14 protein-coding genes and 1 pseudogene are annotated in these 12894 nt (G+C 53.8%); 8 read left to right on the forward strand and 7 right to left on the reverse strand.

The window, feature by feature from the left end; all coding sequences use genetic code 11:
- Positions 1-3: 3 nt before the first annotated feature.
- The 4 genes from C5F53_RS04540 to czcI all read right to left on the reverse strand — a co-directional run bounded on the left by C5F53_RS04540 (position 4) and on the right by czcI (position 2162).
- Positions 4-660 carry a thioredoxin domain-containing protein gene (locus C5F53_RS04540; protein WP_105260097.1) on the reverse strand — a complete coding sequence of 219 codons (657 nt, stop codon included), beginning with the start codon at positions 658-660 and terminating at the stop codon, positions 4-6.
- Positions 657-1073 (reverse strand): disulfide bond formation protein B, encoded by a 417-nt coding sequence (locus C5F53_RS04545; RefSeq protein WP_105260098.1) that lies wholly within the window; start codon positions 1071-1073, stop codon positions 657-659. Before C5F53_RS04545 ends, C5F53_RS04540 begins: the two co-directional genes overlap by 4 nt.
- Complete coding sequence (lspA, locus tag C5F53_RS04550) at positions 1070-1588, reverse strand: signal peptidase II (protein ID WP_146097294.1); 519 nt, start codon at positions 1586-1588, stop codon at positions 1070-1072. Before lspA ends, C5F53_RS04545 begins: the two co-directional genes overlap by 4 nt.
- Positions 1589-1715: 127 nt before the next feature.
- The gene (czcI, locus tag C5F53_RS20760) at positions 1716-2162 is read right to left on the reverse strand and encodes a cation efflux protein, CzcI family (RefSeq protein ID WP_370446702.1); all 447 of its coding nucleotides are present in this window, start codon (positions 2160-2162) and stop codon (positions 1716-1718) included.
- Between the two features lie 154 nt (positions 2163-2316).
- Here czcI and C5F53_RS04555 point away from each other — a divergent pair.
- A pseudogene (locus tag C5F53_RS04555) lies at positions 2317-2736 on the forward strand (GTP 3',8-cyclase MoaA); the annotation flags it as partial.
- Between the two features lie 346 nt (positions 2737-3082).
- Complete coding sequence (locus tag C5F53_RS20060) at positions 3083-3355, forward strand: hypothetical protein (RefSeq protein ID WP_146097295.1); 273 nt, start codon at positions 3083-3085, stop codon at positions 3353-3355.
- Between the two features lie 394 nt (positions 3356-3749).
- On the opposite strand, the gene C5F53_RS04560 is transcribed toward C5F53_RS20060, so the two are convergent.
- The 3 genes from C5F53_RS04560 to C5F53_RS04570 form a co-directional block, all read right to left on the reverse strand.
- A complete protein-coding gene (locus C5F53_RS04560) occupies positions 3750-4037 on the reverse strand; it encodes a CopK family periplasmic copper-binding protein (RefSeq protein WP_105260101.1) in 288 nt (95 codons plus the stop codon).
- A gap of 154 nt (positions 4038-4191) precedes the next feature.
- Entirely contained in the window at positions 4192-5586 is a 1395-nt protein-coding gene (locus C5F53_RS04565) for a heavy metal sensor histidine kinase (protein WP_105260102.1), read from the reverse strand.
- Positions 5583-6269, reverse strand: coding sequence for a heavy metal response regulator transcription factor (locus C5F53_RS04570; RefSeq protein WP_105260103.1), 687 nt, complete (start codon positions 6267-6269; stop codon positions 5583-5585). The genes C5F53_RS04565 and C5F53_RS04570 overlap by 4 nt, the downstream gene beginning before the upstream one ends.
- A 233-nt stretch (positions 6270-6502) precedes the next feature.
- Here C5F53_RS04570 and C5F53_RS04575 point away from each other — a divergent pair, with 233 nt between their 5' ends.
- The 6 genes from C5F53_RS04575 (at position 6503) to C5F53_RS04600 (ending at position 12869) form a co-directional block, all read left to right on the forward strand.
- Positions 6503-7519, forward strand: a complete 1017-nt coding sequence (locus tag C5F53_RS04575; protein ID WP_161499885.1) for a TolC family protein — start codon at positions 6503-6505, stop codon at positions 7517-7519.
- A gap of 15 nt (positions 7520-7534) precedes the next feature.
- Entirely contained in the window at positions 7535-8947 is a 1413-nt protein-coding gene (locus tag C5F53_RS04580) for a multicopper oxidase family protein (protein WP_105260105.1), read from the forward strand.
- Between the two features lie 37 nt (positions 8948-8984).
- Positions 8985-9470, forward strand: coding sequence for a plastocyanin/azurin family copper-binding protein (locus tag C5F53_RS04585; protein ID WP_105260106.1), 486 nt, complete (start codon positions 8985-8987; stop codon positions 9468-9470).
- Positions 9471-9526: 56 nt separating this feature from the next.
- A complete protein-coding gene (locus tag C5F53_RS04590) occupies positions 9527-9868 on the forward strand; it encodes a copper-binding protein (protein WP_105260107.1) in 342 nt (113 codons plus the stop codon).
- 121 nt (positions 9869-9989) lie between these two features.
- On the forward strand, positions 9990-10463 hold the full coding sequence (locus C5F53_RS04595) for a DUF411 domain-containing protein (RefSeq protein WP_105260108.1): 474 nt from the start codon (positions 9990-9992) through the stop codon (positions 10461-10463).
- Between the two features lie 57 nt (positions 10464-10520).
- Positions 10521-12869 carry a heavy metal translocating P-type ATPase gene (locus C5F53_RS04600; protein WP_105260109.1) on the forward strand — a complete coding sequence of 783 codons (2349 nt, stop codon included), beginning with the start codon at positions 10521-10523 and terminating at the stop codon, positions 12867-12869.
- Positions 12870-12894: the final 25 nt, after the last annotated feature.

Genomic DNA, 12894 nt, shown 5'->3' on the forward strand with positions numbered 1-12894 from the left:
GGCTCACTTCTTAGTTTTGGCCAGCTCTTCAGCCACCAATGCCTGCAATTGCTCAGGACCAAAACTGGGCAGGCCTCGACCGTTCACAAAAAACGTTGGTGTCTTCGTGACCTCCAATGCGGTCAAGTCCTGTATGTCCTGTGCCAACAAAGCCTCAATTTCGCTGGACTTTGCATCAATCAGGGCTTTTTGAATGTCCAATCCGGCTTTTTCAGCAGCTTGGTAGGCCACTTCCAGATTGGGCTTTCCGTGATCCGCCCACATGGGTTGCGCTGCCAGGACCATTTCCAAAACAGGTAAGTATTTGTCCTGCTTCTTGGCCGCTTCTAAAAGCTTGACGACTTGATCGGATCCTTGATGAAACGGCGCATACCGCAGCACCAAACGAATGTCGCTGGGGTGTTTGCGCATCAGGTCTTTCACCAGTGGGTAAAAAGCTCTGCATGTCTCACACGCGGGATCAAAGAATTCGACGATCGTCACGGGAGCGTTCACAGGCCCAAGCACCGTAGAGTTGGGACGAATCAGCCTACTTGCCGCTTGGCTCACTTTGTCCATTTGGGAGTTCTGGACACGCTGCTGGTAGACGTACATACCGAACGCAAAGAAGGCTGCAACGATACCCACGAGAATTGCAACGGTTAGTTTTTTTGATTTCATTTGGAAGTTTTCTTGAGATAAAAGGCGAGCAAAACGGTGATGAGAAGAAAGGCAACCAAGGAGAGCCAAGGGATTTGGAGACCGTTCAGGATGTCAAGCTTTTGATTTGCGCACGAGACTCCAGCACCGCAGGGAATCCAAGCCTTTGGAATCCAACCGGCCACGAGCAGCGTGTGATAGGCGGATATCAGGGTCCCGGCCAATGCCAAAGGAAAGGCATAAACGGCACCCTGGCGATCGTTGCTGTAACTAGCAATGCCCAGAACCACAGCCAAGGGGAACATCGCGATACGCTGATACCAACACAAAGTACAGGGCGTCATCAGCATCACTTCGCCAATGAAAAGAGCCCCGGCTGTCGACAACATTGCGAGCAGCCATGCGGTCAAAAGTAGTAGCCAAGTGGACTTCATTGGCTCTCCTCACGTAGACCTGTAGCTTTGCGCTTTGAAATGGCGATTGACAGCCCAACCCAAGCGATCATGGCGCAGACAATAAATACGTCCGCCAAGTTAAACGCTGGCCAGTGGAGCGATCTCCAATGGACATCCAGAAAATCGACGACGGCGCCTGTCTGGACACGATCAATCAGGTTCCCACCACCACCTGCGACAACTCCAGCACCTATCCAACGCTCAGCGGGGTCGATTTTTTTGAGTAGACATAGCACCGTTATTGGCACCACCACCAGCACACTGAGAGAGATGAAAAACCAACGCTGCCAGCCACCTGCATCGGCGAGGATGGAAAACGCCGCCCCAGTATTGAGAAGATGTACGAAGTTAAACCACGAAGTGACTTCAATCGATTCCCCTAACGGGATGATTGAAGCAAAGAAATCTTTGGTGATTTGATCTAACAAGATCAACATCAGAACAACTACGACCCAGACCCAACGCGGGTATACGCGCCAAAAAGCTTGCGCCACAAACAACTCCTCCAACAGGCTTCAATCACAATCGGCGAAATCGCCGGATCAAGAATCCAGGGGAAGAAAAGTTACGTTACGCGGACCGGTAAGGAACCGATCTGTGCTTCAACTGAGACGCCCCTGGTTAAACCAGGGAAACCCATTGCGGGCGTTCGGGTAAGTCTTGGTAGTGGGCTAAGTACGAAGCGGCTTTGACAACGATCCGCACGGGTTCTGCAATTAGTCGCAAAGTTTGCGACGAGCTTTGAAACGCTACGGAACAATTCGCATGGCAAACGCCGCAGTCGTTTTCAAGAGATCCAACTTCGGAGGAAACAACACCATCACCACCCGAGATAGAACCGGAGTGTTTGTGAGTGTGATGACCAATATGTCGGATTGAAGACTTGCTCTCGTGCTGGCAATAGGTACTCACTGCAGCCCATGTCAGCTGCATAGGCATAAGCACCAATAGAAAGACCAGAAGCCAGCGTCGCATGCCTGTGAGTTTAGCAGCTACAGAAGCAAGTAAACAACGCAGAAAGCCACCAGAGGGCCTATGGTTACCGCGTGTGCTTGGTAGAAAAAACATCACGTTTTAAAAGAAGTGACGTACAACACGAGCATCAAACAGACTTGCAGAACATCGACTTCAACAGCCGGCGACGGGTACGCTCAATACTTTAGCGCCGTACTCTTGCCCCAGAACACCCGATACGCATATACCGTGTAACCGATGATGACCGCCTAGTGCAGAGTTGGTGGCGCTAATTAATCAGTCCATGCCGCTCGTCGCTCTCTCACCAAATGCAAATGGGGAAACTGCAGAGCGCTGGGGGTATGCCGGTGCTCATGGACTCCATGACAAATCACTAGGCGAAATCGGCGTTATCGGTAGCGTGTCCCAAGCATTTTGCGGAACCTGCAATCGAGCTCGAATTTCGACTGAGGGAAAAGTTTATTTGTGTTTATTCGCTACGCATGGGTATGACCTGCGCAGCCTTTTGCGCCGGTCCAAAGGGTTGTCTGACTTGGAGCTTCAACATGCAATCTCAAATATTTGGAGGAAACGTGATGATCGCTATTCTGAAGCTCGCTCTACTGAGGCAATTGGTACGTTCACTGGTGGAAGTCATAGGGTAGAGATGAGCTACATCGGGGGGTGAGCACTTCTAGCTGAATTGGGTATGTTCGACGAGATACCGAGGATATTGTCACCAGGAATGTTCCCTCTACGTAACTATCCGGTGTGATGCCGCGGCCTCTTGAACAACATTAAAGGACACGAATTCTCAGTGCCAAAGCGACTTTCTACTAGTTGCCGTTTGCTCGACGTGCGAGGAATATGAAATGTTGCTGTCAAGTGGTGCGCTTTTTTTGGAAGGATGCAAAAATAGGAAATTCGAGCATTACATTTGATAATCTTGGATTATCAAATGTGATCGAGTAAATCTGCCCTTTTGCTCAAGTGGTTTGCCGGAACGACCGACTTCCCTACCTGGAAATGCCCACATGGTCGCCAATGCCCGTTCCACAGATTCTTTGACTGACATTGAGCCAAGTACAACGACAAATCCAAACGCGGCTGCAGTGCACAAAGGCAAACAGTCTCATCTGCAAGGCCATGCTGAATTGAGAAAACTCCGGGAAACCAACTTCCTTTCTGGCTCCTACGCACGGGACATTGCCATATGGCCGCGTCGCAGCGGAGGCTCAGTGGAACTACCAGATGCGGACATCATCATGTTGCTTCTCCCTGATTCGGTGTGGGCGACAATGTCCTGAATGACGATAGAGATCAATGCTGAGCAGTTCAATATCGCTTTTTCCGCTTGGAACGAGGTCGATCTCTGACATTCGGCTTGCGTTGACCAAATCGTTTTCGATCACGCCAGTACATGTAGCCGATCCAAAGCAACAGAGCCAAAGAAGCCAATCCACCATAGACCAATATGATGCTCAGCGTTTCATGCGACGCCTTGGGCAAATTGATGAGTTCGTGTGTCATTTATAGGCCTACGGGAATTGCGCCTCTTATTTACAAGCCTACTGCAAGTACAAGGGGGGAAGACCACGGCGCCAACAAAAATCCCAGACAACGGTCTGGGATTTTCTGGTATCGGCAACTACCGGGTCAGCCGGTCGGCTGAGCTTGTCAAGCTGACTGGAAAAGTCAGACTTACTTGGTAGTGCGACCGTAATGATCGCGAATTACCGAAGAGAGCAACGCGACTTCGTCACTGTTAGCCGTAATCGTCGTTCCATCAGCGGCAGCCATGGTTTCGCCCACATTCATTCGAGTGGGGCGTCCATACTTGTCTTCCATAGCCATCTTGCCGTTCTTGAATTGGTGAACGACGGAGCCGTCCTTCAGTGGAATCGACTTGGCAATTGCCAGATCCATCGAGAAAGCAGATGCGAAAGGCACGGCCAGAGCCAGAGCGATGACAGACTTGCGGATAGACATGATTGAAATTCCTTCAAAGTGAGTGCAACCCCACGAGGGATTTCGTGGGAACGATGCGATCACTGCACCGTTGACTCCAATGTAGAAAGTTGCCCCCTACGGGAGCATGACCCACTCGTTACAAAGACGTCATGTCTCCACATGCGCTCTAGGTTTACTCTTGGACAAGACTTTCAGATTTGGGGAATCTGAGGGTAAAGCGCGTCACGCCGGACGTTGACGTCACGGAAATCCCACCTCCATGAGCCGCCATGATGGCGCGGGTGATCGCCAATCCCAGTCCTGCACCGTCACTTTCTGGATGGGTCCGCGATTTGTCAACGCGAAAGAACCGATCAAACAGGCGAGGCAGCATTTCCGGGCTGATGCTTGGGCCATGGTTGGACACGGTGACCTCAACGCCGTCTCCCGATTGAATTTCAATGGACACAACCGTACCAGGAGAGGCATGGCGAAGCGCATTGGAGAGCAGATTGCTCAATGCCCGTCGCAGCATCAAGCGATCACCGCCAACCGTACCGCTGCCAACCAACTCCAGGAGAATATCCTTGTCTGAGGCCAGTGCCTCGTAGAAGTCGAACAGGGCCCGGGCCTCCACCTCCACAGCGATACTCTCTCGACTTGGAAGTGCTAGCCCATGCTCCGTTTTAGCCAAAAAAAGCATATCTGACACCATCCTGGCCAAGCGCTGTAGCTCCTCGGAGTTGGAAGCTAAAACGTCCTGATAGTCTTCATTGCTTCTTTTGGCAGACAGCGTGACTTGGGTTTCGGTGAGCAAATTGCTGATCGGTGTTCTGAGCTCGTGCGCCAGATCAGAAGAGAATTCAGAAAGTCGACGAAAGTCTTCCTGCAGGCGGTCCAGCATGTCGTTCAAGGTACCAGCGAGATCCGCCATTTCTACCGGGACTGCTTCTACCGGCATGCGCTCCTCAAGTTTGTTGGAGGTCACGGCTTGGGCACGTGTTCGCATAATCCGAAGCGGAGCCAATCCTCGATTGGCTGCCATCCACCCCAACACGCCACTGAACAAAGTCGCCAGAGTCACGTAAAGCATGAGAGTGGTCTGGAAATGCGTCTGAAAATGAACATGCAATTTTGTGTCTAGGGCAACCCACACAGCCAGAGGCTCATCATTTTGCAATTCTGAGTTGATCAACATACCCAGGGCGCGGTATTGATGTCCCGCACTTTGCCAACTCTGCATTTTTTGTGACTTCAGGTCAGTTCCCACCGCACCTGCGTATCCGTCAGGAATTTCAAACTTTGCAGTCTCATAAAGCGTTTTTCCGCTGATCTGCACATGGACAATAAGCCCTTCATGGCTGTGAAGGACTTCGTTCAAGCGGTTTTGAAGATCCTGCGGTGAGTTGGCTTTCGTTGCGACCTCTTGAATCAGGTGGATTTTGTCCTCCAGAAGACTACGGTCCAAATCTTCGAAGTGCTGATTCATCGCCAAAGAGGTTACCCATCCCAGGCCCAACAGTACTGTGGCTGAAGCCAGTGTGTAAAACAGGGTGAGACGGGTGGTCAGTGAGAAGCGCTGTGTCATGGGTTCTGTAGCGGATTTTCCAGAACATATCCCATGCCGCGTACGGTCTGGAGCAATTTGGGTTCGAACGCGTCGTCAATTTTGCTGCGCAGACGCCTTACAGCCACTTCGATGACATTGGTGTCACTGTCAAAATTCATGTCCCAGACTTGCGATGCGATCAGGGATCGAGGTAGCACTTCCCCCTGTCGGCGCATCAAAAGCTCCAGTAAACCGAATTCCTTGGAGGTCAAATCGATGCGTTTGCCTGCACGTGTCACACGGCGACGCAGCAAATCCAGCTCCAGGTCAGCTACTTTCAGTGAGGTTGCCTCGACACCGGACTTGCCGCGCCGCAAGATAGTACGGACACGGGCCAGCAGCTCCGCAAATGAAAAAGGCTTGACCAGGTAGTCGTCTGCGCCCAGTTCCAAACCCTTGATTCGGTCCTCCACCTGATCTTTGGCGGTCAGGAACAAAACCGGAACTTCATTACCCTTGCGGCGCAGGTTACGCATCACCTCCCAGCCATCCATGCCTGGAAGCATCACATCCAAGATGATGAGATCGTGCTCACCCTCAAGGGCAGTGTGCAGGCCATCGTTGCCGTTGTGGACCAGATCCACAATAAAACTGGCCTCTTTCAGGCCTTGTCGCAGGTATTCGCCCGTTTTGGGTTCGTCTTCAATGATCAATATCTTCACAGTCGGTGTCCTTTTCTCAAGTGTGCACCGGTTGACGCTAGCGTCGCCGAAGATTACAAATTTGTAATCAAAGCGACAGCTTGGTGTTGGGACCGTCTCGATAAAGTTCAGTCAGTTTTACACAAAGCCAAAGGACTCCTATGCATCGTGTTCCGATCCTGCGACGCAAACCACTGTGGTTAGCAACGCTCGCCCTGTGTACCCTTGTGGGTACAGCATCAGCCCAACAGGCCGTGCAAGAACCTGTGGAACAGGGCACCATTGACTGGCGTAAAGCCAATGATGAGGTCTCTCAGTTCAAGCGGGGGCATGCGGATGTTCTCAAGTGGGAGCAAGCCAATGACGCAACGACTAAAGACGCTCCCGCTACGGCGCCCGACTTATGGCTCAAAACGGCGGACGCAGCCGTTCGGCAGGCATGGCGTGCACACCCTGAGCTGTCCTCTTCTTTGTCCCAGTTAGGTGCTGTCAATCAAGAGCATATCGCCCAAGGGCGATGGTTGGAGGTAGATCCCGCCGTGCGTCGCCATGTGGACGACTTTGACGCCGTTCTTGATGTCGCTGTAGACACTCGCAAGGCCTGGTGGAATGCGGTGTCAGCCCAGGCTGGACTGAAACTGCAACAGGATATGGAAGAGGCTTCGTCTGCGGCAGCTGAACTGGCCCGTCGTATGGCTCGCGTGGGCAACTGGAGCCGCATGGAGCAGGCCCAGTCTCAGTCGAAACTGGGGAATGTCAAGCTGCAAACCCTGAAATCAGCGGCAGAAGCCAAGCAGGCACAGATTGCGTTGCTCAAGACACTCAAGTTGTGGGGCATTTCCTCTAGCGTTGGCCTGCCAGACTCTCTTCCTGATGTCTCTGCGCAACCCATCACCGCAGAAGCCGTCCAAAAAGGTCTGAAAGACGTGCGTTCGGTGCTTCCACGTTCCGAGGGTCTACGTGTCCAGGGAACAGCACAACAGGCTTTCGACATTTACAAAGCGAGCTACGCGGCTGCTCGCTTGTCACAGGACGAACAAAAGCTGCGTCAGTTCATCTATGACGAAACTGTACTTCGGTACAACGGAATGCTGCTTAGCGTCTGGGATCTTCTGACAGAGACCGCGACCCAACTGCAGTCAAGCGTCACTTCTATCAACACCAAACGCGACCTCCTCATTGCGGAAGCTGATTTGCATTGGGTGCTGCAGGGCGGTGAACCTGCGAACTTTGTGAGCATCGGCGCCGGTGGTGGTGCTTCGCCTGAGTAATTAATAGGACATACCATGGATCAAACCAATTCCCGTCGTCGATTCTTTGCAGGCGCTGCCACCGCCGTTGCTGGCCTCACGGTTGCACGTTCTGCATTGGCCACTTTGCCAGAACCCGTCATTCAGACATCCGTCAACACTGCACCACCGCTGATTCCAAACAACGGACGCCCTTACAACCCCGTCGTAACACTGAATGGCTGGACACTGCCGTGGCGTATGAATAACGGTGTCAAGGAGTTTCACCTGGTAGCAGAGCCGGTTGAGCGAGAAGTCTCCCCTGGCTTCAAAGTCAATATGTGGGGCTACAACGGCCAAAGTCCCGGCCCCACCATTGAGGTGGTGGAAGGCGACCGCGTTCGAATCTTCGTCACCAACAAGCTTCCAGAACACACAACCATCCATTGGCACGGACAACGTTTACCCAGCGGCATGGATGGTGTGGGTGGCCTCAACCAAAAGGCTATTCCTGTCGGGAAGACCTATATGTACGAGTTTGTCGCACGCCGTCCAGGGACATTCATGTACCACCCCCACGCGGACGAAATGGTCCAGATGGCCATGGGAATGATGGGTTTCTGGGTCACACACCCCAAGGAAAAGCACCCCCATATCAGTGATGTGGATCGGGACTTCTGTTTCTTGCTGAACGCCTTTGATGTCGAGCCTGGAACCAAAACGCCCAAGATCAACACCATGTTGGATTTCAACATCTGGTCTTGGAACAGCCGTGTCTTCCCGGGCATCGATACGCTCAATGTGCGCCACAACGACCGGGTTCGCATCCGTGTGGGCAACCTGACAATGACCAACCACCCCATTCACATCCACGGCCACGAATTCTTGGTCACAGGGACTGACGGGGGCCCGACACCTCCCACATCGCGCTGGTATGAGGTCACGACCGATGTAGCCGTGGGGCAAATGCGCCAGATTGAGTTCGTGGCCGACGAAGAAGGTGACTGGGCCATGCATTGCCACAAGAGCCACCACACCATGAACGCCATGGGACACACGGTTCCCACGATGGTTGGAGTGGATCACCGGGGTCTGGTTAAAAAAATCCAGAAAGTCTCCCCAGACTACATGCTCATGGGCGAGCGCGGCATGGCAGACATGGGTGAAATGGAAATGCCGATTCCTGAAAACACCGCTCCGATGATGACTGGCCAGGCCCAGTTTGGACCGGTTGAAATGGGCGGTATGTTCAGTGTGCTCAAAGTGCGCAAGGATCAAAAGCCCGGCGACTACAGCGATCCAGGCCCTTACAAGTACCCCGCAGGCACTGTTGCTCAGGAATATACAGGTCCTCTGTCGGAACCTGCCCGTCTGCGCTCGGAAATCAGCTCTGGCAAGGCCGCAAACGACCAGCCATCGCCAGCCACCGTAATGAATGCGAAGAAGCCCAAGGCGCATTCTGGTCACTAATTTTTCAACGTCACTATTTTTAACCCAAGGACCCACCATGAAATTTGCAAAAACCTTTTCCACCATCCTCGTAGCCGCCAGCTTTGCGGTAATTTCCACCGGCGCACTGGCAAGTGGAAGCCACGGAGGTGGTCATAGTGAGGAGACTGCTATTGGAAAAGCTGGCGTCGCCACAAAAAACACACGCACGGTAACAGTGGAGATGGCCGACAACATGCGCTACACCCCCTCTGAGATCCAGGTCAAGAAGGGCGAGACCGTTCGCTTTGTTGTGAAGAATGTGGGAAAGGTCCGTCACGAACTGAGTCTGGGGACAGAAAAAGAACTGTTGGAGCACCTGGAGCAGATGAAAAAGAACCCCGGTATGGAACATGACGAACCCAGCAAGATCACGCTGGATGCAGGCAAGCAAGGTGAAATCGTTTGGCAGTTCACAAAGTCGGGAACAGTCAACTTTGCTTGTTTGATGCCTGGCCACTTTGAGGCCGGCATGAAGGGGCAAGTGAAGGTCGGAGCCAAGTAAACGGCACCGATGTGTCGAGAAGCAAGTCGATTTCAACCCACAAAGGATTATTCAACATGACACGAATCAAACACACACTCGTCGCTGCGGTTGCAGTTCTGGCAACGCTAGTCGGCGTGCCCAGTATTGCCAATGCGCAAATGGACCAGAACAAAATGGATGCAACACAGATGGCACCCATGACGGACGGCGAAATCCGCAAAGTGGATAAAGACGCTGGCAAGGTCACCATTAAGCATGGAGAGATCAAAAATCTCGACATGCCGGGAATGACCATGATCTTTACCGCCAAAGAGAAATCGCTGTTGGACAAGGTGCAACCGGGCGATAAGGTGAAGTTCGCAGTCATCAACGACGGCGGAAAAATGGTGGTCACCGACATAAAGACGGTCAAATAAGCTACCTATTGGCAAGTGAGGCTTGCACGCAACTTCCGGAAATGACAAGGCGCCGACATGGCGCCTTGTCATTTGTCAAAGCGGAAATGGTGCTTTGCATACAAACTACTGAGGATCGGCCATGAGCACTCCTTTTAAAACACAACTGCAGCGCCGAATGCTGCTCGCATCCATTTTGGTTCTGGCTTTGCCCTGCGCACATGCCGCCAGCCACGGCACCTCCATCGAAGTCTGGAAAGACCCCAACTGTGGGTGCTGTAAAGATTGGGGCGCTCATCTGGAGAAGTCTGGCTTCACCGTAAAGGTCAATCAGAACGGCAACGATGTAGTGCGCGAGCGCTTGGGCATGCCCAGGAAATTGGGTTCCTGCCACACTGCCGTGGTCGGTGGTTATGTCATTGAAGGGCATGTGCCAGCGAATGACATCAAACGGCTGCTGAAAGAGAAACCTACCGCGATCGGCTTGTCCGTGCCGGGGATGCCTGTGGGCTCGCCGGGTATGGATGGCGCTGTATATGGGGGACGCAAAGACCCCTATGACGTCTTGTTGGTTTCCAAAGACGGCAGTTCGCGCGTGTTTCAAGGCCATCGCTAAGTAGGCACTCGTGGGATTTGAGGTGTTTTGGTAGATTTTCAGGGAAAGCTAGAAAAAATGGACCATTCAACGCATAGCGTGCATCAAGTCTCTGATCATCAGCAGACTGGGCAGTCCAGCGACTCAGACGCGCTCAAAGATCCTGTGTGTGGAATGAAGGTAACTGCCCAGTCAACCCACTATTCCGAGCATATGGGGCACAGCTTTTTCTTTTGCGGCCCCAAGTGCAAAGCAAAGTTTGACGCCAATCCCATGCAGTACATGGGCATGCCTCATGAGAAGCTAGCCGCACAGCCAGTGGCAGCGGGAACGATTTACACCTGCCCCATGCATCCGGAAATACGACAGGACCATCCGGGAAGTTGCCCCAAATGTGGGATGGCATTGGAGCCGGTGATGCCCTCGTTGGAGGACGAAGAGAATCCGGAGTTGCTGGATTTTCAGCACCGTTTCTGGTGGACGCTGCCGCTCACGGCTGTCGTCTTCGTGCTGGCTATGTTTGGGCACCGATTGCAATGGATGGACATGGCAGTGCAGAGCTGGGTCGAGTTCGCGCTGGCTACCCCCATCGTGTTATGGGCGGGATGGCCATTTTTTGTTCGCGCCGCACAATCCTTTGCCAACCGCAGTCCCAATATGTGGACACTCATTGGTCTGGGCACGGGGGCGGCTTACCTTTACAGCGTGGTGGCTACCGTCGCTCCGGGTGTGTTTCCGGATTCCTTTGTGTCCATGGGCCGGGTCGCCGTGTACTTCGAAGCGGCTGCCGTCATCATCTCTCTGACTCTGCTCGGCCAGATGCTGGAGCTCAAGGCCCGCTCCCAGACCTCGGCGGCCATCAAGTCCCTGCTGGGCCTGGCCCCCAAAACCGCGCGGCGCATCAAGGCTGACGGTACAGAGGAGGACATTGAGCTGACCCACGTCCACCTTGGGGACCTGTTGCGTGTGCGACCTGGCGAGAAGGTGCCAGTGGATGGCGTGGTCACAGAAGGTAGCAGCGCAGTCGATGAATCCATGCTGACCGGAGAACCCCTGCCAGTTACCAAGCGGGTGGGAGACAAGGTCATAGGCGCGACCATCAACACCAGCGGCACCCTGGTCATGAAGTCGGAAAAAGTGGGATCGGACACAGTGCTGTCCCAAATCGTACAAATGGTGGCCTTGGCCCAGCGCTCCAGAGCACCCATGCAACGCATGGCCGATGTGGTGGCAGGCTACTTTGTGGTCGCCGTGGTCAGCATTGCCGTACTGACCTTTCTAGGCTGGGGCCTGTTGGGCCCCGAACCGAGCTGGGTGTACGGCCTGATCAATGCGGTTGCCGTCCTGATCATTGCCTGCCCATGCGCGCTGGGGCTCGCGACCCCCATGTCCATCATGGTGGCCACCGGCAAAGGCGCAACCAATGGCGTATTGTTCCGTGATGCGGCAGCCATTGAGAACCTGCGCAAGGTGGACACCCTCATCATCGATAAAACCGGGACTCTGACTGAAGGTCGCCCGACCTTTGAGAAGGCTGTGCCCAGCGAGGGGTTTGAGTCCGACGAAGTTCTACGTTTGGCGGCAAGCCTGGATCAGGGCAGCGAGCACCCCTTGGCGGCGGCGATTGTGGCGGCGGCGCGTGAGCGCAAGCTGGTACTGGAGAAACCAGAAAACTTTGAATCCGGATCTGGCATTGGTGTTCAAGGTCAGGTGGGAGGACGCTACCTAGTGCTGGGCAATACGGCACTGATGGAACAGATCAACGTTTCCGTGGCCCCCCTTACAACCCAGGCTGAAGCCTTGCGCAACCAGGGAGCCAGTGTGATGCATCTAGCCGTTGATGGCAAGTTGGCTGGACTGCTGGCCGTGTCCGACCCGATCAAGGCCAGCACGATGGAAGCTTTGGTCTCACTCAAAGCCTCCGGCATGCGCATCGTAATGGCCACTGGTGACGGTGTCACCACCGCCAAGGCCGTTGGCGCCAAGCTCGGAATCGAGGAAGTGCATGGCGAGGTCAAACCACAGGACAAACTGGCTTTGGTGGCCCTACTGCAAAAGCAAGGCCGTATCGTGGCCATGGCCGGTGACGGGATCAACGATGCGCCGGCCCTGGCGAAAGCCAATGTGGGCATTGCCATGGGAACAGGTACGGACGTAGCGATGAACAGCGCCCAGGTCACCCTGGTGAAGGGCGACTTGCGCGGTATTTCCATCGCACTTGCACTGTCCAACGCCACCGTGGGCAATATGAAGCAAAACCTGATGTTTGCCTTTCTGTATAACGCGCTGGGAATTCCGGTGGCCGCAGGTTTGCTTTACCCGTTCACGGGTTGGCTGCTGTCGCCCATGGTCGCAGCACTAGCTATGAGCTTCAGCTCGGCATCAGTGATTGGCAACGCTTTACGCTTGCGAGGACTACGAGGTTAAGCGTTAGTCGCACCGGCTCTGAACT

The sequence above is a fragment of the Rhodoferax sp. TS-BS-61-7 genome (genome assembly GCF_002943465.1).
Lineage (GTDB): Bacteria > Pseudomonadota > Gammaproteobacteria > Burkholderiales > Burkholderiaceae_C > Allorhodoferax.